Annotated in this window: 22 protein-coding genes; 12 read left to right on the forward strand and 10 right to left on the reverse strand. The window is 69.7% G+C overall.

Annotation, left to right across the window (positions count from 1 at the left end; translation table 11 throughout):
- Positions 1-29: 29 nt before the first annotated feature.
- Positions 30-1,157, reverse strand: coding sequence for a glutamate--cysteine ligase (locus tag AACX88_RS05775; protein ID WP_339392149.1), 1,128 nt, complete (start codon positions 1,155-1,157; stop codon positions 30-32).
- 128 nt (positions 1,158-1,285) lie between these two features.
- On the opposite strand from AACX88_RS05775, the gene AACX88_RS05780 reads away from it, so the two are divergent.
- Positions 1,286-2,878: a glycoside hydrolase family 3 N-terminal domain-containing protein gene (locus AACX88_RS05780; protein WP_339392150.1), complete on the forward strand. Its 1,593-nt coding sequence runs from the start codon at positions 1,286-1,288 to the stop codon at positions 2,876-2,878.
- 35 nt (positions 2,879-2,913) lie between these two features.
- Here the strand turns inward: AACX88_RS05780 and AACX88_RS05785 are convergent, their stop codons facing one another.
- Positions 2,914-3,615: a M15 family metallopeptidase gene (locus tag AACX88_RS05785; protein ID WP_339392151.1), complete on the reverse strand. Its 702-nt coding sequence runs from the start codon at positions 3,613-3,615 to the stop codon at positions 2,914-2,916.
- Between the two features lie 86 nt (positions 3,616-3,701).
- On the opposite strand from AACX88_RS05785, the gene AACX88_RS05790 reads away from it, so the two are divergent.
- Both AACX88_RS05790 and AACX88_RS05795 read left to right on the forward strand, forming a co-directional pair.
- Positions 3,702-4,376, forward strand: coding sequence for a response regulator transcription factor (locus AACX88_RS05790; protein ID WP_339392152.1), 675 nt, complete (start codon positions 3,702-3,704; stop codon positions 4,374-4,376).
- Positions 4,369-5,520, forward strand: coding sequence for a sensor histidine kinase (locus tag AACX88_RS05795; RefSeq protein WP_339392153.1), 1,152 nt, complete (start codon positions 4,369-4,371; stop codon positions 5,518-5,520). Before AACX88_RS05790 ends, AACX88_RS05795 begins: the two co-directional genes overlap by 8 nt.
- Positions 5,521-5,594: 74 nt before the next feature.
- Here AACX88_RS05795 and AACX88_RS05800 read toward each other — a convergent pair whose 3' ends face one another.
- On the reverse strand, positions 5,595-6,428 hold the full coding sequence (locus tag AACX88_RS05800) for a sulfurtransferase (RefSeq protein WP_339392154.1): 834 nt from the start codon (positions 6,426-6,428) through the stop codon (positions 5,595-5,597).
- A 120-nt stretch (positions 6,429-6,548) separates the two neighbouring features.
- On the reverse strand, positions 6,549-7,784 hold the full coding sequence (locus AACX88_RS05805; RefSeq protein ID WP_339392155.1) for a class I SAM-dependent methyltransferase: 1,236 nt from the start codon (positions 7,782-7,784) through the stop codon (positions 6,549-6,551).
- Between the two features lie 174 nt (positions 7,785-7,958).
- Between AACX88_RS05805 and rsmA the strand changes: the two genes are divergently transcribed.
- Genes rsmA through AACX88_RS05820 form a run of 3 tightly spaced genes read left to right on the forward strand, consistent with a single transcriptional unit; the run spans position 7,959 to position 10,584 of the window.
- Positions 7,959-8,804 (forward strand): 16S rRNA (adenine(1518)-N(6)/adenine(1519)-N(6))-dimethyltransferase RsmA, encoded by an 846-nt coding sequence (rsmA, locus tag AACX88_RS05810; protein WP_339392156.1) that lies wholly within the window; start codon positions 7,959-7,961, stop codon positions 8,802-8,804.
- A complete protein-coding gene (locus AACX88_RS05815) occupies positions 8,801-9,751 on the forward strand; it encodes a 4-(cytidine 5'-diphospho)-2-C-methyl-D-erythritol kinase (RefSeq protein ID WP_339392157.1) in 951 nt (316 codons plus the stop codon). The genes rsmA and AACX88_RS05815 overlap by 4 nt, the downstream gene beginning before the upstream one ends.
- Positions 9,751-10,584, forward strand: a complete 834-nt coding sequence (locus tag AACX88_RS05820) for a FadR/GntR family transcriptional regulator (RefSeq protein ID WP_339392158.1) — start codon at positions 9,751-9,753, stop codon at positions 10,582-10,584. Before AACX88_RS05815 ends, AACX88_RS05820 begins: the two co-directional genes overlap by 1 nt.
- 129 nt (positions 10,585-10,713) lie before the next feature.
- Here the strand turns inward: AACX88_RS05820 and AACX88_RS05825 are convergent, their stop codons facing one another.
- Positions 10,714-12,117 (reverse strand): GntP family permease, encoded by a 1,404-nt coding sequence (locus AACX88_RS05825; protein WP_339392159.1) that lies wholly within the window; start codon positions 12,115-12,117, stop codon positions 10,714-10,716.
- A complete protein-coding gene (locus tag AACX88_RS05830) occupies positions 12,114-12,671 on the reverse strand; it encodes a gluconokinase (protein WP_339392160.1) in 558 nt (185 codons plus the stop codon). The genes AACX88_RS05825 and AACX88_RS05830 overlap by 4 nt, the downstream gene beginning before the upstream one ends.
- Before the next feature lie 123 nt (positions 12,672-12,794).
- On the opposite strand from AACX88_RS05830, the gene gndA reads away from it, so the two are divergent.
- Complete coding sequence (gndA, locus tag AACX88_RS05835; RefSeq protein WP_339392161.1) at positions 12,795-14,318, forward strand: NADP-dependent phosphogluconate dehydrogenase; 1,524 nt, start codon at positions 12,795-12,797, stop codon at positions 14,316-14,318.
- Between the two features lie 341 nt (positions 14,319-14,659).
- A complete protein-coding gene (locus AACX88_RS05840) occupies positions 14,660-15,817 on the forward strand; it encodes a pyridoxal-phosphate-dependent aminotransferase family protein (protein WP_339392162.1) in 1,158 nt (385 codons plus the stop codon).
- A 571-nt stretch (positions 15,818-16,388) separates the two neighbouring features.
- Here AACX88_RS05840 and AACX88_RS05845 read toward each other — a convergent pair.
- The 4 genes from AACX88_RS05845 to AACX88_RS05860 form a co-directional block, all read right to left on the reverse strand.
- Entirely contained in the window at positions 16,389-17,438 is a 1,050-nt protein-coding gene (locus tag AACX88_RS05845; protein WP_339392163.1) for a homocysteine S-methyltransferase family protein, read from the reverse strand.
- Between the two features lie 326 nt (positions 17,439-17,764).
- Positions 17,765-18,079: a hypothetical protein gene (locus tag AACX88_RS05850; protein ID WP_339392164.1), complete on the reverse strand. Its 315-nt coding sequence runs from the start codon at positions 18,077-18,079 to the stop codon at positions 17,765-17,767.
- Between the two features lie 55 nt (positions 18,080-18,134).
- The gene (locus AACX88_RS05855) at positions 18,135-18,488 is read right to left on the reverse strand and encodes a TraR/DksA family transcriptional regulator (protein WP_339392165.1); all 354 of its coding nucleotides are present in this window, start codon (positions 18,486-18,488) and stop codon (positions 18,135-18,137) included.
- Between the two features lie 135 nt (positions 18,489-18,623).
- The gene (locus AACX88_RS05860; RefSeq protein ID WP_339392166.1) at positions 18,624-20,498 is read right to left on the reverse strand and encodes an ABC-F family ATP-binding cassette domain-containing protein; all 1,875 of its coding nucleotides are present in this window, start codon (positions 20,496-20,498) and stop codon (positions 18,624-18,626) included.
- A 294-nt stretch (positions 20,499-20,792) separates the two neighbouring features.
- Between AACX88_RS05860 and AACX88_RS05865 the strand changes: the two genes are divergently transcribed.
- The 4 genes from AACX88_RS05865 to AACX88_RS05880 all read left to right on the forward strand — a co-directional run bounded on the left by AACX88_RS05865 (position 20,793) and on the right by AACX88_RS05880 (position 26,059).
- Positions 20,793-21,866 (forward strand): BMP family lipoprotein, encoded by a 1,074-nt coding sequence (locus tag AACX88_RS05865; RefSeq protein WP_339392167.1) that lies wholly within the window; start codon positions 20,793-20,795, stop codon positions 21,864-21,866.
- 74 nt (positions 21,867-21,940) lie between these two features.
- The gene (locus AACX88_RS05870) at positions 21,941-23,548 is read left to right on the forward strand and encodes an ABC transporter ATP-binding protein (protein ID WP_339392168.1); all 1,608 of its coding nucleotides are present in this window, start codon (positions 21,941-21,943) and stop codon (positions 23,546-23,548) included.
- Positions 23,545-24,777, forward strand: coding sequence for an ABC transporter permease (locus tag AACX88_RS05875; RefSeq protein WP_339392169.1), 1,233 nt, complete (start codon positions 23,545-23,547; stop codon positions 24,775-24,777). Before AACX88_RS05870 ends, AACX88_RS05875 begins: the two co-directional genes overlap by 4 nt.
- A gap of 1 nt (position 24,778) precedes the next feature.
- Complete coding sequence (locus AACX88_RS05880) at positions 24,779-26,059, forward strand: ABC transporter permease (RefSeq protein ID WP_339392170.1); 1,281 nt, start codon at positions 24,779-24,781, stop codon at positions 26,057-26,059.
- Positions 26,060-26,086: the final 27 nt, after the last annotated feature.

Below are 26,086 nucleotides of genomic sequence, written 5' to 3' on the forward strand. Positions count from 1 at the left end.
GGACGCGCCGAACGGCCGCCTCGGCGCGACTACTCGTACGAGGTGCGCAGGTCCCGGATGAGGGAGCGGGTCACCTCGGTGAGCGACCCAGTCGTGTGGAAGACGTCCTCGAGACGCTGGTAGGGCACCCCGCGCTCCATGAGGCCGGTGATCGAGGCGAGTTCGCGCGCGCACCCGAGGCGCTCGGCCACGGGGGCGAGACGGGCGAGCTCATCGGCGATGCACTCGGTGACCAGCCGCTCATCTGCCTCGGCGTTCTCGATGATGATCGCCTCCATCCCGTAGCGGGCGGCCCTCCACTTGTTCTCGTCGTGGAACCAGTCGGGCATCGTCGGCAGGGTCTCCCCGGCATCGAGACGGGCGGAGAAGTCATCGACGAGGCACTGGATGAACGCCGTGATCGCCGTGATCTCCTCGAGCGTCGGCAGGCCGTCGCACACCCGGACCTCGACGGTGCCCCAGTTCGGGGCCGGCCGGATGTCCCAGCGGATCTCGTTGAGATGGTCGATGATGCCGGTCGTGAGCATGTCCGAGACGTACTTCTCATACGCCGGCCACGAATCGAACTGGAACGGCAGGCCCGCGGTCGGCAGCTGCTGGAACATCATCGCCCGATTCGAGGCGTAGCCGGTGTCGGTGCCGCCCCAGAACGGCGAGGAGGCGCTGAGCGCCTGCAGATGCGGGACGTAGGAGAGCAGGGCGTTGATGATCGGCAGCACCTTGTCCCGGGAGTCGATGCCGACGTGGACGTGGACGCCGAAGATGAGCATGTTCCGCCCCCACCACTGGGTGCGGTCGACGAGTTCGAGGTACCGGTCCTTCGCCCGGACCTCCTGCATCTGCCACTGCGCGAACGGGTGGGTGCCCGCCGACATCAGCTCGATGCCGCGCGCCTCGGTGAGTGTGCGCAGCGCCCCCATCGAGGTCGCCAGGTCCTCGGCGATGTCGGAGACCGTGGTCTGGACCCCGGTGACGAGTTCGATCGTGTTCGTGAGCATCTCGCCGACGATCCGCTTCTCGAACTCCGGCGCCCGCTCGGCGACATCGGCGAGCAGGGTCTCCGCGGCGGGGGTGAGATCAAGGCTCTCCCCGTCGAGGAGAGCGAGTTCCCATTCGACACCGAGGGTGGAACGGGGGGAGTGAGCGAAATCGACCATGGACCGATTCTAGTGGTGCCCGCCACCGACTCCGTGCGACGTCTTCGCTGGCGGACTCCCGCCCGCGGATCCGGGGGCGCTCCAGCGCCGGAGACGATCGCCGAGGCGACGGCGGCTAGCATGGGACCATGCCAACTCGCACCCGCATCGCGGCACTGACCACGGCACTCGCCCTCCTCCTCACCGGCTGCTCCGGCGCCGGGGGCGCGGAATCGGATTCGCAGACGCAGGCAGGTCCGACATCCTCGGACGCGGCACCGAGTCCCACCCCGATCACCCCGGCCGACTACGCCGAGGAGGCCGCGACGATCGTCGGCGACTTCACCGAGGACGAACTCGCCGGCTCCCTCATCATCGGCACGTGGGCCGGCACCGAGGCGCAGACCGCGGTGGACATGGTGAACAAGAGCAGCCTCGGCGGGGTCATCGTCATGGCCGACAACCTCACCGAGACCCCCACTCCGAAGGAGGTCACGGCGCTGACGAAGGCTGTTGCCGGGGCGCGGACGAAGGGCCAGCCCGTGTCGATCGGCATCGACCAGGAGGGCGGGCCAGTCTCCCGGCTGAGCACCGCGGCTCTCCCGTTCCCGCCGCTCATGGCGCTCGCGGCCACGGATGATCCGAACCTGCGGACGCAGGCGACGACGGTGCAGGCGCAGAACCTCGCCGACCTCGGCTTCACGATCGACTTCGCCCCGGACTCGGACGTGACGATCGGGCCGAAGGACGTCGCCATCAACGTCCGGTCCGCTGGCGGCGATCCGCAGGCCGTCGCCGAGGTGGTCGCCCAGGCCGTCGACGGCTACCAAGCCGGGGGCGTGGCGAGCTCCGCGAAGCACTTCCCCGGCCACGGCCGCCTCACCGTCGACTCCCACGAGGCGCTGCCCGTGTCGACGAAGTCGATCGACGAACTCGAAGACAGCGACCTCGTGCCGTTCAAGTCCGCGGTCAAGGCCGGAGTGCCCATGGTGATGATGGGCCACATCGGGCTGCCGGACGCGAAGACGACCCCCGCGAGCCTCAATGAGAAGGCGTATTCGGCGCTGCGGGACAAACTCGACTTCGACGGCGTCATCGTCACCGATGCACTGAACATGAAGGCAGTGACACAGAGTGCGAAGGGCTCGGAAACCGTCGCCGCGCTCGCCGCCGGGGCCGATCTCGCGCTCATGCCCCCGGATGCCGCGGCCGCGCAGCAGGCCGTCGTCGCAGCGCTCGGCGACGGGACTTTGAAGAAGGACGACCTCGTGGAGAAGGCGAAGCGCGTCGTCGCGATGCAGCTGGCGACCGCGGCGAAGCAGAAGCAGGACGGGGCGGCGGGGGAGTCAGCCGACCCGGCCCCGGTGCTCACCGAGGTCGCCGAGAAGTCCGTGACCGTGCTCAAAGGCGAATGCGCGTACCCCGGCACGCAGGCGATCTCGATCGTCGGCGGCAGTGAGAAGGAGAAGGCCGCGCTGGCGAAGGCCGCGGAGAAGGCCGGTCTGCGCGTCGGCTCCGGAACCACCGTGAGCCTGAGTCCCGGCACCTCCGCCGAGGTGGCCGTCGGCACCGCCGCCCCGTGGACGATGCGCTCGAGTCCCGCGCAGACCGCGGTCACCGCCTACGACTCCAACCCGTACGCCCTCGAAGCTGTCGCGAAATGGCTCAAGGGCGATCTCACCGCCACCGGAACGCTGCCCGTCGAGTATGAGGGCAGCGACAAGGCCCCCGACTGCGGGTGAGGCCCGCTGCGGGTGGGGCCCACGACTGCGGGTGATCATCCGCGCATGCGCGGGTCCTCGGTGGGGTCGGAGTACTGCGCCGGGCAGCCGGACTCAGCGGCCTCGGGCCGCAGCTCGTAGTGCCACATCTCGTTGCCGTAGATCTGGCACAGCCCGTAGTCGGCGCCGTGCTGGGAGAGCCAGCTCGAGGCGTCGACGGGACCGATGTCGACGGCCTTGCCGCGCACATGCGGGGATGACTCCGGGGAGGCCACCCAGCGTGCGGCTTCCGTCCGCGAACCGTACGTGGCGACCGCATCATCGAGCAGTCCCTTCTGATACGCCGCGGAGCGCCAGCCGCTGTTGACGGTGAAGTCGACCCCGTCCTCGCGGGCATCGGCGGCCGCGGCCTCCACAGCCTTCCGCAGGTTCGCATCGAGCTTCGCGACGCCGGGCAGGTCGCCGTCGTCGATGCGCGCATCGGCGGGCAGTGCACCGTTGTCGAGGTCGAGGCCGGATTCCGTGACACTCACGGTCGCCTCGGCGCGGTCCTCTGTCTGCATGGGGCTGGGACTGCAGCCGGCGGCACTGACGAGTGCGGCCGCGAGGGCAAGGAGGGCAGCAGTCCGCCGGGCGCCGCTGACGGGATTCCGACCGCCGCGGACGGGACTCTGACCGGCGCGGACGGAACCGGGGTGGCCCGGATTCCTGTGGGCGCTGTCGGCGGACGGATGGGCGGGAGCGGGTCGTGTCATCATGCCCTCAGTCAACGCGGGCCCGGGTTGCGGGGGCGTATGCGGAAATCGATACACGGGCGATACGGGCCGGCCGATACGCTGAGCAGATGCGTGTGCTGATCGTCGAGGACGAACCCGATATGGCCGAGGCCGTGCGCAGTGCCCTGCGCCTCGAGGCCATCGCCGCCGACGTCGCCGGGGACGGTGACACGGCGCTCGAACTCCTCGCCGTCAACGACTACGACATCGCCGTCCTCGACCGGGACATCCCCGGCCCGAGCGGCGACGAGGTGGCCGAGCGCATCGTCGCCGCCGGGACCGGGATGCCGATCCTCATGCTCACCGCCGCCGACCGGCTCGACGACCTGGCCACGGGGTTCGCGCTCGGCGCCGACGACTATCTCACGAAGCCCTTCGAGATGCGTGAACTCGTCCTGCGGCTGCGCTCCCTCGACCGGCGTCGCGCTCACCACCGGGCTCCGGTCCTCGAGGCCGCCGGCCTCACCCTCGACCCGTTCCGCCGCGAGGTCTACCGTGACGGCCGCTATGTCGCCCTGACTCGCAAGCAGTTCGCCGTCCTCGAGGTCCTCATGGGCGCCGACGGCGGGGTCGTCAGCGCCGAGGAGCTGCTCGAGAAGGCGTGGGACGAGAACGCCGACCCGTTCACGAACGCCGTGCGCATCACGGTCTCCGCCCTGCGCAAACGCCTCGGACAGCCCTGGCTCATCGTCACCGTCCCCGGTGTCGGCTACCGCATCGAAGGGAGCGGGTCCGGTGCGTGAGGGACTCCCGCCGAGGCGGCCGGGCCTGAGCGTGCGATGGAAGCTCACCCTCAGCTACGCCGGGTTCCTCCTCGCCGCCGGCATCCTCCTCCTTCTCGTCGTGTGGATCTTCCTGCTCCGCTACGTCCCGAACGTCCCCATCAACGCCCCCGACGGTTTCGTGCCCAACCGCACCCACCTGCAGCGCGCGTTCTTCCCGGCCGCGGCCGCCACCCTCGGCTTCCTCCTCGTCGTCGGCCTCCTCGGCGGGTGGATCCTGGCCGGGCGCATGCTCACTCCGCTGCAGCGGATCACCGGGGCGGCCAGGCGCGTCGCCGCGGGGCAGCTCTCGCACCGGATCCGCATGGGCGGGCGCGCCGATGAGATCCGCGAACTCGCCGATGTCTTCGATACGATGCTCGACCGCGTCGAGGACCACGTCGCGGAGCAGCAGAGGTTCGCGGCGAACGCCTCCCACGAACTGCGCACGCCGCTGGCGATCTCGCAGGCGATCCTCGAGGTCGCCCGGACGGACCCGGACCGGGACCTGCGCGGGGACCTTGATCGCCTGTACGCCGTCAACGCCCGATCCATCGCCCTCACCGAGGCGCTGTTGCTCCTCAGCCGAGCCGGCAACGCGCCCGCTCGGACCGAGCGCACCGATCTCTCACTGCTCACCGAGGACGCCGTCGAAACGCTCGTGCCGATCGCCGATGAACGGGGACTGCGGGTCACCGTCGACACCGCGGACGCTCCCGTCCGCGGAGACCCCGTGCTGCTCACGCAGATGGCGTCCAACCTCGTCCACAACGCGATCGTCCATAACCTTCCGGGGCACGGCTCGATCACGGTGTCGACGGCCGCCGGGGGCGGTAGCGCACGGCTGATCGTCGAGAACACGGGCCCGGTGGTCTCGGCCGAGCAGGTCGCCACGCTCACCGAGCCCTTCCAGCGCGGCGGCGAGCGGACCCGGGGCCGCGACACGTCCCGCGGCGGCGATGTGTCCCGGGGCGGCGACGTGTCCCTGGGCAGAGACCATGCGGGCGTCGGTCTGGGGTTGGCGATCGTCTCGACGATCGTGCGTACCCACGGCGGTTCACTCACTCTCACACCCCTGGCCGGGGGCGGGTTGAGAGTCGCCGTGATCTTGCCGTCCGCTCCCTGAGGCGCGCGGTGTCCTGAGCCCGGCGGTGCCCTGAACCGGCTGTTGCCACCTGAGGCAGGCGGTGGCTTCTGGGCCTACCCGCCGGTCGCGACGGTGCGGCTCGGATCGGACGACCAGCCCGACCAGCTCGCCGAATACAGGCTCGAGCCGACGCCGAGGGTCGCGAGCACCATCGCATTGTGGCAGGCCGTGACCCCGGACCCGCAGTAGACGGCGACCGGGTCCTCAAGTGCCCCGAGACCCGCGAAGCGCTCCCGCAGCGCCTCCTCGGAGAGGATGCGGCCGTTCTCGGCGTTCTCGCTCACCGGGGCGTTCGTGGCCCCGGGGATGTGCCCGGCCCGCGAATCGAGGGGCTCGGTCTCCCCGCGGTAGCGTTCGGGGGCGCGTGCGTCGAGGAGCACACCGTCCCAGCGGGCGGCCTCCTCGGCGTCGATGACGGGCATCGACCCGGGGGTGATGACGACCGTGGACGGGTCGACGGGTCGGCTGTCCCCGATCTCGAGGTCCCCGCCGGTGGCCACCCAGGCGTCGATGCCGCCGTCGAGGACGCGGGCGCGCAGTCCCGCCCAGCGCAGCAGCCACCACGCGCGGGCGGCGCCGAGACCCGAATTGTCGTCGTAGACGATGACCTCGGTGTCGGCCTCGATGCCCCACCCGCGCACGGTCGCCTCGAACTGCTCGGGACTCGGCAGCGGATGACGGCCGGCCGTCGGGTCCGACCGGTCGGGTGAGGCGAGATCGGTGTCGAGGTCGACGTAGAGCGCGTGCGGCAGGTGACCGCGGGCGAAGTCGTCCCGGCCGTCGGGTTTGAGCAGGGTCCACCGGACGTCGAGCAGCCTCGGCGGGGTCCGCCGCGAGGTCAGTCCGTAGAGCTCCTCGGCGGTGATGAGGACGTCGGAGCGGGTCATGGGATCTCCTTCGATCGGTTCCCCACCGACTCTACCGGGGCACTCCGTATCGACTCCACCGGTGCGCTGCCCCCGACGGAACGCAGTGCCCTGCCTCCGCCGGAACCCGGGACCGCCGGGTCAGCTCTCGACCTCGACCGGCCGGGTGAGGAGGACGATGTGCCTGTCGCCGAGGCGGGTGAAGACGAGCGTCGCCTTGTCTCCCTTCGGCAGCTTGAGCTGGCGTCGCACCTGGTCGGGGACGATGTCGGCGCCGCGTTTCTTGATGACGACCGAGCCGATGCCGCGCGCCACGAGCTCCTTGCGCAGGCTCGGGACCTTCGCCGGCAGGACGTCGAGGATCTCGTAGGCGCTCACCCCTGCCGCGGCCGGGCCCGTAGGGGCGACGTCGCTGGTGAGGTAGGCGATCGACGGGTGGAGGCGGCGGGCCTGCAGGGGACCGGTGAGGGCGGTGACGAGGCCGGCCCGCACGATCGCCCCGTCGGGTTCGAGGAGGTAGGACCCGAGTTCGCCGAGGCGGTCCTCATCGGTCTCGGGCACATCGTCCTCGTGGACGAGGAGGGTGCGCTCGCCCATGACGAGCGCGCTGCGTCCGGGGCGCTGCCGGGCCGTGCCGAAGTAGAGGCAGACCTCGACGACGTCACCGGAGTGGGAGACCCACTGAGCTTCGACTGACGCTGGAATGAGGTCGTGGTCGAGGGCGGGACCGAGCTTGACCCCGGCCGCGGGAGCCTGCTGCGCCTGTTCGATGACCCAGGTCAGGGACGGGGAGAACTCGTCGGGGTCGGTGATCCGCGACGTCGACCCCCGCGCGTTGCCGCGGCCGATGCGACGCCGGGCCGGATCGAACCACAGGGTGTCGAACCCGCTCGTGTCGACGTCCTCGGCCAGGGCGTTCTCGACGTGGGCGTCGGGCAGGTGGCGGAGGTTGAACGCGGCGATCGCGGCGGTCACCTCGTCGGCGTCGACGGCCTCGACGCTCGCACCGAGGCCCGCGAACGCGAACGCGTCGGCGCCGATCCCGCAGCCGAGGTCGGCGATGCGCACGGTCTCACCGGCACCCGGATCGCGCCCGGCGAGCAGGCGCCGGGCATGGTGGGCGGCGACGGGCAGGCGGGTGGCCTGGGCGAGGCCGTCGCGGGTGAAGAGCATCTCGGCGGCGTAGGGCCCGAACTTGCCGACGGCCTCGTTACGCAGCTGAGCCTGCGTGAGCAGGGCCGCGGTCACCTCGGCGGAGAAGCCCTCCCTGCGCAGTGCCGTCGACCGGGCGAGGTCGCCTGCGGGCAGGTCGTCGATCGTCTCGAGGCGGTCGAGGACGCGCACGTCGAGGAGTTCGGTCAGGGTCGTACGATCCATGGGTGCCAGCCTATCGTCGGCGGGGGTACGGGCAATGACCCGGTCGTGCCCGCACGGTGACCCAGCCGTCCTCGCGGCGCGCGTCCGATGCCCGATGGCCGACCTTGACCTGCGCCGACCTGGTCGGTGTGTTCGACGGAGGCGGGCCGGAATCTGTGCGGTAGGTTGTGGGGTGTGACGTTACTGACCGCACGCGACATCCGCGAACTCGCCGCTGACATCGGTCTGCGCCCGACGAAGCAGAAGGGCCAGAACTTCGTCATCGACCCCAACACCGTGCGCTCGATCGTCACGACCGCCGGCCTCGAGGGGAAGCGCCGCGTCGTCGAGATCGGACCCGGGCTCGGTTCGCTCACCCTCGGCCTGCTCGAAGCCGGCCACGATGTCACCGCCGTCGAGATCGACGACGTCCTCGCCGCCCGCCTGCCGGCGACGATCGCGGACTTCGCCGGCGACGACGCAGAGCGTTTCTCCCTCGTCCACGCCGACGCCCTCAAGGTCACCGAGCTGCCCGCACCCCCTGAGGCGCTCGTGGCGAACCTGCCCTACAACGTCGCCGTGCCCGTCCTCCTGCGCTTCCTCGAACTCTTCCCGAGCCTGACCACCGTCCTCGTCATGGTCCAGCTCGAAGTCGCCGAACGCCTCGCCGCGGCCCCCGGCTCGCGCACCTACGGGGTGCCCAGCGTCAAGGCCCAGTGGTACGGGGAGGTCTCCCTGGCCGGGCGGATCGGGAAGAACGTCTTCTGGCCGGCCCCGAACATCGACTCCGGGCTCGTGCGCATCGACGTCACCCGCACCGAACGCGATCCGGAGGCCCGCACCCGCCTGTTCTCCCTCGTCGACGCCGCATTCGCTCAGCGGCGGAAGACCCTGCGGGCGGCCCTGTCGTCGTGGGCGGGCAGTCCCCAGCGCGCCGAGGAGGTCCTCGTCGCCGCCGGCATCGACCCGAAGACCCGTGGTGAGGCCCTCGGCGTGAGCGATTTCGAACGCCTCGCCGAGGCGGCGGGACACACCCCATGAGCGCCCCGACCCCCGTGCGACCGGGGACCCCGGCCCCGGTGAGCGTGCGCGCGCCCGGGAAGATCAACGTCCACCTCGGCGTGGGCGGGGTCGACGACGACGGCTACCACGCACTCGCCACGGTCTTCCAGGCACTCGGACTCTCAGAGACCCTCACCCTCATCCCCGGCGGGACGGGGTCGATCCTCGTCCAGGGACGCTACGCCGACGATTCCGTGCCGGTGGGGGAGTCGAACCTCGCCAGACGCGCGATCGACCTGCTCATCAGCACCTTTGCGGCTGACCGGGACGTGTCCGTGCTGCAGGGCCTCGACATCGTCATCGACAAGCAGGTGCCCGTGGCCGGCGGCATGGGCGGAGGATCCGCCGATGCCGCGGCGGCCCTGGTCGGCGGCGCGCACCTCATCGGCGGGCTCGACTCCGCTGTTCTCCACGATCTCGCCGTCGAGATCGGCGCCGACGTGCCCTTCCTCCTGCGCGGTGGCACGGCCATCGGCCACGGACGCGGGGAGAGGCTGAGCCCCGTGCTCACCCGCGGTCAGTTCCACTGGGTCATGGCCACCTCGGCGGGGCAGCTGTCCACCCCGGAGGTCTACGGCCGGTTCGACGACCTCACCCCCGACCCCGATCCCGTCGAGGTGCCCGCCGAGGTCCTCAAGGCGCTCGCCGCTGGTGATGTCGACGGACTCGCGGGCGCCGCCGGCAACGACCTCACCGAGGCGGCCCTGTCCCTGCGGCCGGAACTCGCCGAGGTGATGGAGGCCGGCCGTGAGGCCGGTGCGCTGCTGCCCCTGCTCAGCGGTTCGGGTCCGACGATCGGGTTCCTCGCCCGTGACGCTCGGCACGCCCTCGACCTCGCCGTCCTCCTCCAGGCCACGCGCGGGGTCAAAGAGGCGCTGCGGACGACGGGCCCCGCGGCCGGCGCGCACATCGTGCACGAGAGCTGATGAGCGGCGAGGCACACCCGGTCGGGGGCGGGAAGCCGGCGGCCCCGCGCGGACGCGACGGCGAGTCGCGCGGACGCGGTTCGGCATCGCGCGGGGACACGGACGCCGACTCCCGCACTCTCAGGGCGGGGGCGAACCTCCATGAGCGCGTCCTCGACGCGGTCGGGCGCGACATCGTCTCCGGGGCCCTGCCGCCGGGCGTCGTCGTCACGACCGAAGAGCTGCGCAGCCGTTATGAGGTGTCGCTGTCAGTGGTGCGCGAGGTCGTCCGGGTCCTCGAATCCTTGGGGATGGTGCGGCCGGTGCGGCGGCTCGGCCTCGTCATCCTTGCGATGTCGGAGTGGACGATCCTCGACCCCCTCGTCATCCGCTGGCGCATGACGCTGCGCCCCGCACGACTGCTGCGCTCCCTGACCGAGCTGCGGGTCGCGATCGAACCCGAAGCCGCTGCGCTCGCCGCAGCCCACGCAGAGCCGGGCGCGGCCGAGGAGATCATGCTGCTGGCCGCGCGGATGCGCGCGGCCGGACGGACAGGGGACGTCGAGGCGTTCCTCACCGCCGACGCCGCCTTCCACCGGGCCGTGCTGCGGGCCGGAGGCAATGAGCTCTTCGCGTCCTTCGACACCGTCGTCGCCGAGATCCTCGCCGGCCGCACCGCCGAGGGGCTGCAGCCGACCCATCCCCATCCTGAGGCCCTGCAGTGGCACGTCGAGGTCGCCGATGCGATCGGGGCCCAGGACCGGGAGCGGGCGCGCGAGGCGATGGCGAAGATCGTCGCCCGCGCCTTCGACGAGATGGCCCCGGTCTGGGCCGACGTCCCCCGGGACGGGTGAACGGATCCGGCGGACCGCCTCGGCGAGGCCGGGGTCCGAGGACGACAACCCGGCCAGCGACGACCCGGCCGACGATGCCAGAGCCGGCGGAGGTGCAGCCGACAGAGCTGCAGCGAAAGTCGGGACCCGTCAGAGGAGGCCGGCGACGGCGTAGAGGACGAGGCTGAGGGCGAAGCCGACGAGGCCGAGGAGGGTCTGGCCGACCGTCCACGTCTTCAGCGTCGTCTTCGTGTCCATGCCGAAGAAGCGGGAGACGAGCCAGAAGCCGGAGTCGTTGACGTGGCTGGCGACGACGGAGCCCGCGGCGAGTGAGAGCACGATCGCGACGACCTGCAGGCTCGAGAAGTCCGGGCTGCCGACGACGATCGGCTGCATGAGGGCGGCCGCGGTGGTCAGCGCCACCGTCGCCGACCCCTGGGCGACGCGGACGATCGCTGCGATGACGAAGCCTGCGACGATGACGGGCAGGCCGAAGGCGGCGAGCGTGTCGGCGATCGAGTCGCCGATGCCGCTGGCCCGCAGCACCCCGCCGAACATGCCGCCGGCACCGGTGATGAGGACGATCGAGCACACCGGGCCGAGCGCGGAGTCGACGACGGATTCGACGAGGGAACGGCCCTTGCGCTGCCGCCAGCCGAGCAGCCACATCGCCGTGAGCACCGTGATGAGCAGGGCGATCGGCGTCTCACCGAGCATCCGCAGGACCGTCACCGGCGTCGACTCAGGATCGACCCACCCGGCTTCGGCGGCGAAGCCGAGACCGGTGTTGAAGGAGATGAGGACGAGCGGGAGGACGAGGAGCACGATGACGGACCCCAGCCTCGGCGTGGACCGGAAATCGGAGAAGTCGGCGCTCGAACCGGAGGAGAGGATCGTCGGTACGGGCACCTCGATGCGCTTGCCGATGAACAGTCCGTACAGGTAACCGCACAGGTACCACGCGGGGATCGCGATGATGAGCCCGCAGATGAGGACGAGGCCGACGTCGGCGCCGAGCAGCCCCGAGGCCGCGACGGGACCCGGATGCGGGGGAACGAAGATGTGCATGGCCGAGAACGCCATCGCCGCGGGCATCGCGTAGAGGAGCAGCGACCCGCCGAGGCGGCGGGCGACGGTGAAGATGATCGGGAGCATGACGACGAGGCCCGCGTCGAAGAAGATCGGGAACCCGAAGAGCAGCGAGGTGACGCCGAGGGCCAGAGGCGCCCGCTTCTCACCGAAGATGCCGATGAGGCGGTCGGTGAGCACCTCGGCGCCGCCGGAGAGTTCGAGCATGCGCCCGAGCATCGCCCCGAGTCCGACGAGGAGGGCGACGCTGGCCAGGGTCGAGCCGAACCCTTCGTAGAGGACGGTGACGAGATCGGCGGGGCGGATGCCGGAAGCCAGGGCCGTGATGACGCTGACGACGACGAGGGCGACGAAGGCGTGGAGGCGCAGGCGGATGATGAGAATGAGGAGCAGGCCGATCGCGGCGGCGGCGATGCCGAGGAGGGCCGGTGCGGGAAGCGTCCAGGCGAGGTCGAGCTCGGTCATCGGTCCTCTTCTCTCGGGCGGGTGCGGCGGTGGAGGGCGATGCGGGCGAGTTCGACCGGCAGGAGGTCGAGGATCGTCTGCCGCACCGCAGGCAGGCTCTGCTCGATCGAGACGACCATGTGCGCCTCGTCGGGGGTGAGTGCCTCCAGGGTCGCCAGCTGCGAGTCGAGCAGGGTGGGCGACATGAATTCGTGGGCGCGCCTGGCCAGGTGGTCGGCGATGACGGCGCGGGGACCGTCGAGGTGGATGAAGAACGTGCTCGGTGCGTCGATGCGCAGCCGGTCGCGGTACCGGCGCCGCAGTGCCGAACAGGCGATGAGCGGGGCGGGTCGGCGGCTGAGCTCGGTCGCGATCGCGGCCAGCCACGGCATCCGGTCGGCATCGGTGAGCGGAATGCCCGCGGCCATCTTCGCCTTGTTCTCCGGGGTGTGCAGGTCATCGCCGTCGATGAATGCGACCCCGAGAGCCTCGGCGACCTGCCGGCCGACGACGGTCTTGCCCGTCCCCGACACCCCCATGATGACGAGTGGTGGAAGGGTCTGTCCCAGGTCCATACGAATCTCTCGAAAACATCTGATGATATTGATATGCTCTGCAGAATAAATCAGAGTTATTGAACCGTATTTCCTATGGGGAAGACTGTCAACAACACGCCCCTGCAACGAAGAGGACTGCTGATGAACGCCGATGTCGCTGTGATCGGGACCGGAGTGATGGGCTCGAACCTCGCCCGGAACCTCGCCGGACAGGGGGGTCAGCGCGTTGCGCTCTACGACCTCGACGTCGATCGGGCCCGCGGTGTGGCCGAGGCCCACCCGGAGGCGGAGTTCCTCGTCGCGTCCTCTCCCGCCGAGCTCGCCGGCATGCTCAGGACTCCGCGCGTGGCGATCCTCATGGTCAACGCGGGTCCGGCGACGGATGCCGCGATCGGTGCGATCGCCGAGGTGTTCTCGCCCGGCGACATCATCGTCGACGGCGGCAACTCCCTCTTCACCGACACCATCGCCCGTGGTCAGCGCCTGGCCGACACGGGCATCGAGTTCGTCGGCGTCGGGATCTCCGGCGGTGAGGTCGGGGCGCTCGAAGGGCCGTCGATGATGGTCGGCGGCTCCGAGGCGGCCTGGGCGCGTCTGCGTCCCCTCCTCACCCCGATCGCCGCCCGTGCCGAGGTCCCCGGTGCCGCCGAGGCGGTCGCCTGCGTCGCCCACATCGGCACCGACGGTGCCGGGCACTTCGTCAAGATGGTCCACAACGGCATCGAGTACGCGGACATGCAGCTCATCGCCGAGGCGTGCACGATACTGCGCGACGACCTCGGACTGTCCCCGGCCCGCATCGCCGAGGTGCTCAACCAGTGGAACGCCGGGGAACTCGAGTCCTATCTCATCGAGGTCACCGCCGAGGTCCTCGCGCACACCGATGCGCAGACCGGTCTGCCCTTCGTCGACATCGTCGCCGATGAGGCGGGGGCCAAGGGCACCGGGGCGTGGACGGCGAAGGTCGGTCTCGACCTCGGCGTGCCCGTGCCCACGATCGCCGAGGCGGTCTTCGCCCGGTCCCTGTCCCAGTCCCGCGATCTGCGTGCGCAGGGGGAGAGGATCGCAGGACCCGCGGCTGACGGGCAGGCCGGCGCGGGCGCGGGGGAGCACGACCGCCTCGGCGAGCGGATCGAGACGGTCCGGCAGGCGCTGTTCGCGGGCAAGATCCTCGCCTACGTCCAGGGCTTCGATGAGATCGCGGCCGGGGCCAGGGCGTACGGGTGGGACATCGACCTCGGCGAGCTCGCCTCGATCTGGCGGGCCGGGTGCATCATCCGGGCCCGCGTCCTCGATCGGATCGTCGCGGCCTACGCCGCTGCGGGGGACTCCTCGGGGGGAGACTCTACGAACGGGGGCGCTACAGACAGCGAGTCAGCACGCGGACTGAGCTCGCTGCTTGCCGACGACGAACTCCGGACCGATGTCGGGCAGGCACAGGCGGCTCTGCGGCAAGCGGTCGTCGGAGCGACCCTGCGGGGGATCCCGGTTCCCGCGCTGTCCTCGGCGCTGGCCTACCTCGACGGGATCCGCGCGCCGCGCGCGACGGCCGCGATCATCCAGGCGCAGCGGGACTTCTTCGGTTCGCACACCTACGGCCGCGTCGATCGGCCGGGCACCTTCCACACGCTGTGGTCGGGGGACCGCACCGAAGTCGAACTCTGAGACGACCTACGGCCACGATCGGGCCGGCACACGACCGGCCGCGGACGGCGGGCGGGCGGGCGCCGGACGGCGGACGGCGGGGTCGGCGGGCGCCGGAGGGCGCACGGCGGGCGGTGGTCGGCCCACGGTGGACGGTCGACCAGTGTCGGCGGACGGTCGACCAGTGTCGGCGGACGGTCGACCAGTGTCGGCGGACGGTCGACCAGTGTCGGCGGACGGTCGACCAGTGTCGGCGGACGGTCGACCGGTGACGGCGGACGGTCGACCGGTGACGGCGGACGGTCGACCGGTGACGGCGGAACCCGGTGGCCCGATCCGGGCGAACGTGGCACTGTGGGACTATGACTGAGCCCCAGCACCCGACCCTGCCCCACGACGACGTCGACCCCGACGGCCTGCTCGAGTACTCCGTGGTCTTCACCGACCGCTCCCTCAACCACATGTCCGCGCGGTTCGTCTCCGTCATGCAGGACATCAATCGGATCCTCCGCACCGCCTACGATGCCGAGTCCGCTGCCATCGTCCCCGGCGGCGGCAGCTATGCGATGGAGTCCGTGGCCCGTCAGATCGCGACGGGGAAGAAGTGCCTGGTCATCCGCAACGGGCTCTTCTCATTCCGCTGGTCGCAGATCCTCGACGCCGGGTCGATCGCGAGCGAGACCGTCGTCCTTCCCGCCGTGCCCGACTCCGATGACGTGCAGGCGGCATGGTCGCCGGCCCCCATCGCCGAGGTGGTCGCCGCAATCGAACGGGAACGCCCCGCCGTCGTCTTCGCCCCGCACGTCGAGACCGCCTCGGGCATGCTGCTGCCCGATGAGTACATTCGGGTGCTCGCCGATGCCGTCCACGCGGTCGGCGGGGTCTTCGTCCTCGACTGCATCGCCTCGGGCGCGGTGTGGGTGTCGATGACCGAGCTCGGCGTCGACGTCCTCATCAGCGCCCCACAGAAGGGGTGGAGCGGGTCGCCGTGCGCGGGCTACGTCATGCTCAGCGCGAACGGGCGTGCCGCGGTCGAGGCCGGGACGTCGACGAGCTTCGCGATGGATCTGAAGAAGTGGCTGTTCATCGCCGACGAGTACGAGGCCGGACGTGCGCCCTACCATGCGACGATGCCCACGGATGCGCTTGCGCACAACGCCGCGCTCATGGCCGAGACGGAGGCTCGCGGCTTCGACAAGCTCGAGACCGCGCAGTTCGAACTCGGCGAGCGGGTCCGCGCGGTCTTCGCCGCCCGGGACTTCCCGTCGGTCGCCGCGTCCGGCTACCAGGCGCCGAGCGTGGTCGTCGTCCACACGAAGGACCCGCAGCTGAAGTCCGGTGCGGCGTTCAAGGAGATCGGCGTCCAGATCGCCGCGGGCGTTCCCCTGCACACGGGGGAGCCGGAGGAGTTCTCGACGTTCCGCATCGGGCTGTTCGGTCTCGACAAGCTCGGTGACATCGACGGCGCGGTCGCCCGCCTCGAGGCCGCCCTCGACGAGGTCGGCGTCGTCACCCAGTAGCCCTCGCCCGCCGGTCTTCGCGCGTCGGCCCTCGGCCCTCGAGCGCCGACCCCTCGACCGCCGGCCCCTCGACCGCTCCTGGCCACTCGACCACGACTGGTCACTTGCGCCGGCCCTCGACCACCGAGTGGCGACCGGCGCTTCGAGGCGAATCGGTCTACGGCCCACCTCGGTCTCGAGAGCCCAGTTCGCGAACTGAGCTCTCGAGACCGAGGTGTGCTCAAACCAACGGGCGCTGGGAGCACAACCCTGTTCGCGGCCCTCGCGCGCAAACCTGCGACAGGGGCGCCGACCACCGGCTGCTCGACCGCTTGCCACTCGACCGGCGCGCCTCGGCCGCCGCCCCCTCGCCACTCGACCACCGGCTAGCGGCCCTCGACCGTCGCTTCGAGGCGAATCGGGCTTCGGCCCAGTTGAGTCTCGAGAGCCCAGTTCGGGAACTGAGCTCTCGAGACTGAGGTGTGCTCAAACCGAGGGGCACCGAGAGCACAAGCCTGTTCGCGGCTCTCGTGCGCCGACCACCGGCCCTCGACAGCCGACCCGCGCCCGCCCGCGGGCTGGCGCGATCCCCCTATGCGCGGTCGCCGAGGGCGACGACGTTCTCGGCGAGGCGCTCGTTGTCGCCGTACATGAAGTGGTTGCTCATGTTCTCCGAGAAGCGGCTCGCCTCGGTCGTCAGTCCCACGGCCTCGGCGACTTCGCGGATGTGCATGGGTGTGGCCCCGCAGCACACGCCGATGTAGTTGACGCCCAGGTCATGCGCCTCCTTGGCGAACGCGCCGATCTCGTAGCGGTTGGTCTGCAGCGGGTCGAGCGCGGTGGGGAAGGTGCGCCCGTGCGGGGAGGGCACGGCGGCATGCGGATCCGAGAGGTTGAAGAAGGTCGGCTCCTCCTCGGTGGTCCGGTAGGGGATCGGCAGGGCACCGACATGACAGGACACGGCTTCGCGGATCTGCTTGAGCCACGGCATCATCGTCGCGGGCCCTCGGAAGCAGTTGAGGCCGACGACGTCGACGCCGAGCTGTTCGAGCCGCTGGGCGGTCTCGACGATGCCGACCCCGTCGGCCATCTCCTGGAATGCCATCGGCGCGAGGGTGAGGACGACGGGCAGGCCCGAAGCCTTGGCGATCTCGGCGGCGGCGATGGCTTCGCCGGCGAAGTAGAAGGTCTCGCCGATGATGAGATCGGCGCCCTCCTCGACGGCCCAGCCGACCATCTCGGCGAACATCGCGCGGACTTCGTCCTGCTTCGCGGTCTCGGCCGGATCCCAGATGTTCGAGTTCGAGATGTTGCCGGCCATGAAGTTCCCGGGCACCTCGTCGGCGACGCTGCGGGCGATCTGCAGGGCCGAGCGGTTGAGCGGCTCGAGGAGGTCCTCCTTGCCGATGACCCGCATCTTCTCCCGGTGGCCGTTGTACGTGAAGGCTTCGACGATGTCGGAGCCGGCGCGCTGGAAGTCGACGTGGAGGCTGCGCAGGGCGTCGGGGAATTCGAGCGCGACCTCGGGCACGAATTCTCCCGCGGAGAGGTATCCGCGCTTCTCGAGTTCGAAGAGGAAGCCTTCCGCGCAGATCACGGGGCCGGCGTCGAGGCGCTGAGTCAGGGCGTTGGTCTGTGTCATGAGTTCTCCCGGTAGAGCTGAGGTGGGCCCGGCGAGCCCCGCGGCGGTGCGGCCGACTGACCGAGCGCCGTCGCGTTGAGGACTCAGCCAGCACACCACAGTGCCCGCCGTCGCCTGCCGCGGGCCGTCACAGAAGGTCAGAATCGCGCCGCATTCCGTCACAGAAGGTCATGTCGCCGAGGCGACCGCCCCGTTGACGATCAAAGTCGTGCCGTCTCTGCGGCGGCCGGTCCTTCGCCGAGGCGGCCGTTCCGTCCTGGGGCGACCGCCCCGTCCAGCGCCGGCAGCTCCACCCCTCGCTTGCCGATGCGTACCGGGCGACGCCGTCAGCTGCCGCGCTCGTTGCGTCGCTTCGCCGCGAACTCGACGAGGAGGGCGACGCCGAGGAAGAGCACGAGCCAGGCGAACCCGAAGACGAGCGCGAGCAGGGGGATGAAGACGATCCCGTACTGGATCGGCAGCCACGGGCCGACACCCGCGATGAGTGCGAAGCCGAGGACCCCGATCGCTGCGACGAGGCGGAAGGCGAACCCGACCGCAGACGCCGTGCGGGGTCGACGCAGCGTGGAGACGAGGAGGATGACGCCGATGCCCGCGAGCACGAGTGCAGGCATGAACAGGGTGGCGACCGCTGCGCTCATCGTCGGTCCCGCAGTCCTACACGCAGAGCTCGAGCCAGGTGCGCCCGTGCGGCTCTCATCGTCGTGCTCCGCTCGCGCAGGTCACGCACAGAGCCGCGTACGGCCGGGCCTCGAGGCGCGCCTCGGCGATGGGCTGCCCGCACTCGGTGCAGATGCCGAATGTTCCGGCCTCGACCCTGGTCATAGCCGCCTCGATTTCGTCGAGGCGCTCGGTCGCCTGCTTGCGCATCGCCGAGGCCTGGGAGCGTTCGAAGGCGATCGTCGAGCCCTCGGGGTCGTGCTCGTCGTCGCTGTTGTCGCCCTCCCTGGCCGCGGAGAGACCGTCGATCGAGGCGCTGAGTGCGCGGATGAGGGCGCGGGTCTCCGCTTCCTCGTTGTTGAGGCGAACGCGCCAGCGGTCATCGGCCATGCTCGTGACCCTAATCCCGCAGCGCGAAGCGCACCACCCCTGCGCGCTGCCCTCTTCGCGAAGCACCCCGTTCTTCCGCCTTGGGAAAGCTGGCCGACGCCTGCCGCGATGTCGCTTCGCGGGGCAACACTGCGGTCAGGCTTCGAGCGCCTCGGTCGCCTCGAGCCAGCGTTCCTCGAGGGCTGCGTTCTCGTCCTCGAGCTCGCGGACCTGCGCGGTCAGCGCAGCCAGGCCCTCGAAGTCCGACTGATCGTGGGCGGCCATGTCGGCGTGGAGGGCGTCGATCCGGGAGCTGAGCTTCTCCATCTTCCGCTCGATCGCCGAGACCTCCTTCGCCGCCGCCCGGCGCTCGGCCCCACTGAGCTTCGGTGCCGCAGAACCGGAGTCATCCGCCGAGGCGGCCCCCGCCGAACCCACGCTGCCCGCACCACCAGCCGACCCCGCACCACCCGCCGACCCCGCACCACCCGCCGACCCCGCACCGCCCGAAGCGCTGCCCGCAGCACCCTCGCCTGCCCGCAGCCGCAGGTATTCGTCGACGCCGCCGGGCACATGCCGCAGCCGGTGATCGAGGATCGCGTACTGCTGATCAGTGACGCGCTCGAGCAGGTACCGGTCGTGGGAGACGACGATGAGCGTGCCCGGCCATGAGTCGAGGAGGTCCTCCATGGCCGCGAGCATGTCGGAGTCCACGTCGTTCGTCGGCTCGTCGAGGATGATGACGTTCGGCTCCGACATGAGCAGCATGAGCAGCTGCAGCCTGCGCTTCTGCCCGCCCGAGAGCTCATTGACACGGGCGGACAGGTGCTCACGCGCGAACCCGAGACGCTCGAGCAGCTGGGCGGGGGTGAAGTCCCTGCCTTCGATCGTGAACGTCGTCTTCGCCTCGGCGAGGACCTCCCGCACCCTGCGCCCGCCGATCTCGGCAAGGTCCTTGAACTGCTGATCGAGGACCCCGACCTCGACGGTCTTGCCGCGCTTGACCCGGCCCTCACTCGGCTCGATCGACCCGGCGATGAGACCGAGCAGGGTCGACTTCCCGGCGCCGTTGGGACCGAGGATGCCGGTGCGCTCACCGGGACCGATGCGCCATGTGACATCGTCGAGGACGTCCTTGTCACCGAAGTGCACGGACACGTCGAGGAGGTCGACGACGTCCTTGCCCAGGCGCGCCGTCGCCATCTTCTTCAGCTCGATCGGATTGCGCACCTCGGGGACGTCGGCGATGAGCTGATTGGCCGCCTCGATGCGGAACTTCGGCTTCGAGGTCCGCGCGGGCGCACCCCGGCGCAGCCACGCGAGCTCCTTGCGCATGAGGTTCTGCCGCTTCGCCTCGGTGGCCGCGGCGATCCGGTCGCGTTCGACCCGCTGGAGGACATAGGCGGCGTACCCGCCCTCGAAGGGCTCGACCATGCGGTCGTGCACCTCCCACGTCTTCGTGCACACCTCGTCGAGGAACCACCGGTCGTGGGTGACCAGCAGCAGGGCACCGGAGTTCCGCGGCCACCGGGACTTCAGGTGCGCCGCCAGCCACGCGATGCCGTCGACGTCGAGGTGGTTCGTCGGCTCGTCGAGGATGATGAGGTCCCAGTCCTCCACGAGGAGGGCGGCGAGGGCCACCCGCCGGCGCTGCCCGCCGGAGAGGCTGCCGATGGTCGCCTGCCAGTCGAGGTCGGCGATGAGTCCTGCGATGATGTCGCGGACCTTCGCATCGCCGGCCCATTCGTAGTCGGGGCGGTCCCCGACGACGGAGTGGCCGACGGTCGCCGAATCGTCGAGGTCGTCGCGCTGGGTGAGCATGCCCAATCGCAGACCGCCGCGGTACGTCACACGTCCGGCATCGGGGGTGATCGTGCCCGCGAGCATCCCCAGCAGGGAGGACTTGCCGTCGCCGTTGCGTCCGACGATGCCGATCATGTCCCCGGTGTCGACGCCGAGGGTGACCGAGTCGAAGACGATGCGGGTGGGATATTCGAGGTGCAGGGACTCAGCCCCGAGAAGATGTGCCATAACGTACTCAAGGGTAGAGCACCCCGCCGAGGCGGTCGCCCGGAACCGTGACCGCGGGGGGAGTCCTCGACCCGGCCCCCACCTCGGCGAGCGAGCATGACGGTTGATTGCGTTTTCATATCGGTGTCGGAGATTCGAGTGCTATACGCGCGGGAGACGTGGCTCACGTGCATTAGACTGGCCGAAAACTCACCGAAATGTGACCGATCACCCAGTGGTCTCACATCTTCGCGACGAGTCGGCCGGTGGTCCACCACCGTTGCCGGTGTTGGTTCTTCGAGAAAAGAGTAAACCTTGAAAAAGCTCGCATCTGCGGTCTCGATGGTCGCCGTATCCGCCCTTGTCCTCTCCGCCTGCGGCTCCGGCGGCAGCGGCAGCGACACGAACAGCGAAGACTACCTCGCCTGCATGGTCTCCGACTCCGGCGGCTGGGACGACCAGTCGTTCAACCAGTCCGGTCGTGCCGGTCTCGACGCTGCGACGAAGAACCTCGGCGTGAAGCAGCAGCTCGCAGAGTCGCAGGGTGACGCCGACTTCACCCCGAACGTCGACAACATGGTCCAGCAGGGCTGCAACCTCACCTTCGGCGTCGGCTTCCTCCTCGAGGACGCGATCCAGACCGCCGCCGAGGCGAACCCCGACCTCAACTTCGCCCTCATCGACTCGACGTTCTCCGACGCCGACGGCAAGCCGGTCACTCTGGACAACGCGAAGCCGCTGGTCTTCAACACCGCCGAGGCCGCCTACCTCGCAGGCTACGTCGCAGCGGCGATGTCGAAGTCGGGCAAGGTCGGCACCTTCGGCGGCATCCAGATCCCCTCGGTGACCGTGTTCATGGACGGCTTCTCCGACGGTGTGAAGAAGTTCAACGACGACAACGGCAAGAACGTCGAACTCCTCGGCTGGAACAAGGACAAGCAGGAGGGGTCGTTCTCCGGTGACTTCGAGAACCAGGGCCAGGGCCAGGAGCTGACCAAGCAGCTCATCTCCCAGGGTGCCGACATCGTCATGCCCGTCGCCGGCCCTGTCGGCCTCGGCGCTGCGGCCGCGGCGAAGGAAGCCGGGGACGTCAAGCTCATCTGGGTCGACACCGACGGCTACAACTCCACGGAATACGGCGACATCATCCTCACCTCGGTGGTCAAGGAGATCGCCAACGCCGTCGAGGACACCGTCAAGGAGGGCACCGAGGACAAGTTCACCTCCGAGCCCTACGTCGGCACGCTCGAGAACGAAGGCGTGGGACTCGCCCCGTTCCACGACTTCGACAAGGACGTTCCGCAGGACGTGAAGACGAAGCTCGACGAGCTCAAGAAGCAGATCATCGACGGCACCATCAAGGTGGAGTCGGAGAACTCGCCCAAGTGATCAGCTGAGTTAAACTGCAGGGTCGATACGTTTCGACCCTGCAGTTTTCAAATGTGTGAGGAGTGCTCCGAGCTGTGAAACTCGAGCTTCGCGGGATGACGAAGGTCTTCGGATCGTTCGTCGCCAACGACCACATCGATCTCACCATCGAACCGGGCGAGATCCACGCCCTGCTCGGTGAGAACGGTGCCGGCAAGTCGACGATGATGAACGTCCTCTACGGTCTCTACGACCCCGATGGGGGAGAGATCCTCATCGACGACAAGCCGGTGAGCTTCTCCGGTCCCGGCGACGCCGTGGCCGCCGGCATCGGCATGGTCCACCAGCACTTCATGCTCGTGCCCGTGTTCACCGTCGCCGAATCCGTGGCTCTCGGCTACGAGCCGACGAAGGCGCTCGGACTCATCGACCTCGCCGAGGCGCGGGCGAAGGTCACCGAGATCTCCGCGCGGTTCGGGTTCGACATCGACCCCGACGCGCTCATCGAGGACCTGCCCGTCGGCGCCCAGCAGCGGGTCGAGATCATCAAGGCGCTCTCCCGCGACGCCGAGATCCTCATCCTCGACGAGCCCACCGCCGTGCTCACCCCGCAGGAGACCGACGAGCTCATCTCGATCATGCGCCAGCTCAAGGAGCAGGGCACCTCGATCGTCTTCATCACCCACAAACTGCGCGAGGTCCGCGCGATCGCGGACTCGATCACCGTCATCCGGCGCGGAAAGATCGTCGGCGAGGCCTCCCCGGAATCCACCGAGGCGGAGCTGGCAAGCCAGATGGTCGGCCGCGAGGTGTCCCTGACGACGCAGAAGACGCCCGCCGATCCGGGGGATGCGACCTTCCAGGTGCGCGGACTCACCGTCGTCGACAAGACCGAGAACGTCGTCGTCGACGATGTCAGCTTCGACGTCCGCCGCGGTGAGATCCTCGCGATCGCAGGCGTCCAGGGCAACGGGCAGACCGAGCTCGCCGAGACGATCATCGGGCTGACCGAACCCCGGCTGGGCACGATCACCCTCGACGGGAAGAACCTCGTCGGCTCCACCGTCAAGGACCGGTTGGGCACCGGCATCGGCTTCGTCCCCGAGGACCGCTCGACCGACGGCATCATCGCCGAGTTCGCGATCCGCGACAACATGATCCTCGACGTCTACGACCGGCCCCCGTACGCGAAGGGCCTCAACCTCAAGCCGGGCGTCATCACCGCCGAGGCGAAGAAGAAGGTCGAGGAATTCGACATCCGCCTCGGCAGCGTCGCCGACCCGATCGCCACACTCTCGGGCGGCAACCAGCAGAAGGTCGTCCTCTCCCGCGAACTCGGCCGCGAACTGCGCCTGTTCATCGCCAGCCAGCCCACCCGCGGCCTCGACGTCGGATCGATCGAATTCGTCCACAAACGCGTCATCGCCGAACGCGACACCGGCACCCCGTGCATCATCGTCTCGACCGAACTCGACGAGGTCTACGGCCTCGCCGACCGGATCGCCGTGATGTACTCCGGACGCATCGTCGGCATCGTCGGGCCGGAGACCTCCCGTGAGGCGCTGGGTCTGATGATGGCCGGTGTCCCCGCCGAGGAGGCCCTGGCCACGGCCGCCCCCACCGCGGAATCCGCCGGCCCCGCCGCCACCTCGGCGGGATCGGACCCCGACTCAGCCACCACCTCGGCGGAGGAGAACGAATGACGACTGACATTTCCCCGGCCGCGCCCTCTCCGGCCCCGCCGCCGACCGCCGAAGCGAAGCCGGGCAGGCAGCAGACCCTGCTCCAGGAGATCCTCTCCGGGTCGTGGCTGGTCTCCCTGCTCGCGATCGTCCTCGCCCTCCTCGTCGGCGGTGTCCTCATCGCCGTCGCCAACGCCGAGGTCATCGCCGCGGCGAAGAACTTCTTCTCGGCCCCTGGTGCCTTCTTCTCCACCGCGTTCTCGACCGTCGGCGACGCCTACTCGGCGCTCTTCCGCGGCGCCGTCTTCGACTGGAACGCCCGCACTCCGGAACGCGCGATCCGCCCACTCACGGAGTCCCTGGTCAGCGCCACCCCGCTCATCCTCACCGGCCTCGGCATCGCCCTGGCCTTCCGGTCGGGCCTGTTCAACATCGGCGGTCAGGGTCAGGTCATCCTCGGCGCCACTGTCGCCGGCTTCATCGGCTACGCCCTGCCGCTGCCCCCGGTCGTCCACATGCTCGTCGCAGCGGCAGGCGGCATCATCGGCGGCGCGATCTGGGCGGGCATCGCCGGTGTGCTCAAGGCGAAGACCGGCGCCAACGAGGTGATCGTGACGATCATGCTCAACTCGATCGCCGGCTACCTGCTCGGCTACCTGCTCAAGCAGTCGTGGTTCACGCACACGCAGTCGGCGAACCCGCAGTCGCGGACCATCGACGAATCCGCGCAGATGTTCCTCCTCCTGCCCCCGCCCTTCCGCCTCCACTTCGGGTTCATCCTTGCGATCCTCGCGACGATCTTCGTGTGGTGGCTGCTCGAGCGTTCGACGGTGGGCTTCGAGTTCAAGGCCGTCGGCGCGAACCCGCATGCCGCGCGCACCGCGGGCATCTCGGTGGCGAAGGTGACGGTCCTCGTCATGGTCATCGCCGGTGGTCTCGCCGGACTCGGCGGGGCCGCGCAGGTGCTCGGCACCGAGGACAAGCTCACCGGCGGCATCGCCGGCTCCATCGGCTTCGATGCGATCACCGTGGCACTCCTCGGGCGCTCGAAGCCTTTGGGGACGTTCTTCGCGGGTCTCCTCTTCGGTGCGTTCAAGGCCGGCGGCTACCTCATGCAGTCGCAGACGGGCACGCCCATCGACATCGTCCTCGTCGTCCAGTCGATCATCGTCCTGCTCATCGCAGCCCCGCCGCTGGTGAGGTCGATCTTCCACCTGCCGGCCCCGGTGCTCAAGCGGAAGGAGTCCTGATATGAGCGCACAGACTCTTGAGGCCCCGAGCGGAAACAAGGTGCTCGCCCCGATCGCGTGGAAGTACCCGATCGTCTATTCGATCCTCGCGCTCATCGCACTGGTCTTCTTCGGCATCATCGGCCGGGCCGGGGACACGACGTTCCGGATCGCGACGAGCGGTGACTTCTTCGCGATCCCCGACCTCGTCGTCTCCGCGAAGGCCGCGGGCCTCGTCCTCTCCTTCATCCTCGTCGTCATGGCCGCCGTGGCCGTCTGGTTCGCCGTGCAGCGCCGCGACCTCGAGTCGTGGTTCCCGATGACCTTCGGGATCGTCTTCGTGCTCTCGTTCCTCGCGTGGGCCGGCGGCGGCAGCGGCGGCGTCATCCCGCTGACGACCCTGCTCGCCGGAGCACTGGCACTGTCGGTGCCGCTGATCTTCGGCGCGATGTGCGGTCTCATCGGTGAGCGTTCGGGCATCATCAACATCGCGATCGAAGGCCAGCTGCTCGCCGGCGCCTTCCTCGCCGCGGTCGTCGCCTCGGTTGTGAAGAACCCGTACGCGGGTCTCCTCGCCGCCCCCGTCGCCGGTGCGCTCGTGGCCGTGGTGCTCACGTTCTTCGCCGTGAAGTACTGGGTCAACCAGATCATCATCGGCGTCGTCCTCAACGTCCTCGTCGTCGGCCTCACGAGCTTCCTCTACTCGACGGTGCTCACGGAGAACCCCGAGCTGTGGAACGCCCGACAGAAGCTGCCGAACCTGCCGATCCCGCTGCTCTCGGACATCCCGATCCTCGGGCGGGTGCTCTTCGACCAGAACATCCTCGTCTACCTCATGTACGTCGTCGTCATCGCCCTGCAGATCTTCGTCTTCCGCTCGAAGTGGGGTCTGCGGATGCGGGCCGTCGGCGAGCACCCGAAGGCCGCGGACACCGTGGGCATCAAGGTCAACTTCACCCGGGTGCGCAACACGATCATGGCCGGTGCCATCGCCGGCCTCGGCGGGGCGTTCTTCACGATCGGCTCGGGCCTCGCCTTCGGCAAGGAGATGTCGGCCGGACAGGGCTACATCGCCCTGGCCGCGATGATCCTCGGCAAGTGGAACCCCAAGGGCGCGCTCTTCGCAGCACTGCTCTTCGGGTTCTCCAAGAGCCTCGGCAACACGCTGCAGTCGATCGGCACGCCCGTGCCCAACGAACTGCTGCTCATGCTGCCCTACATCGTCACGATCCTCGCCGTCGCCGGCTTCGTCGGACGGGTCCGCCCGCCCGCGGCCGAAGGCGTGCCGTACGTGAAGTCGTGATGATGCGGGGGCGGCTCGCCGAGGCGG

This window comes from Brevibacterium metallidurans (genome assembly GCF_037101285.1).
Taxonomy (GTDB): Bacteria; Actinomycetota; Actinomycetes; order Actinomycetales; family Brevibacteriaceae; genus Brevibacterium; species Brevibacterium metallidurans.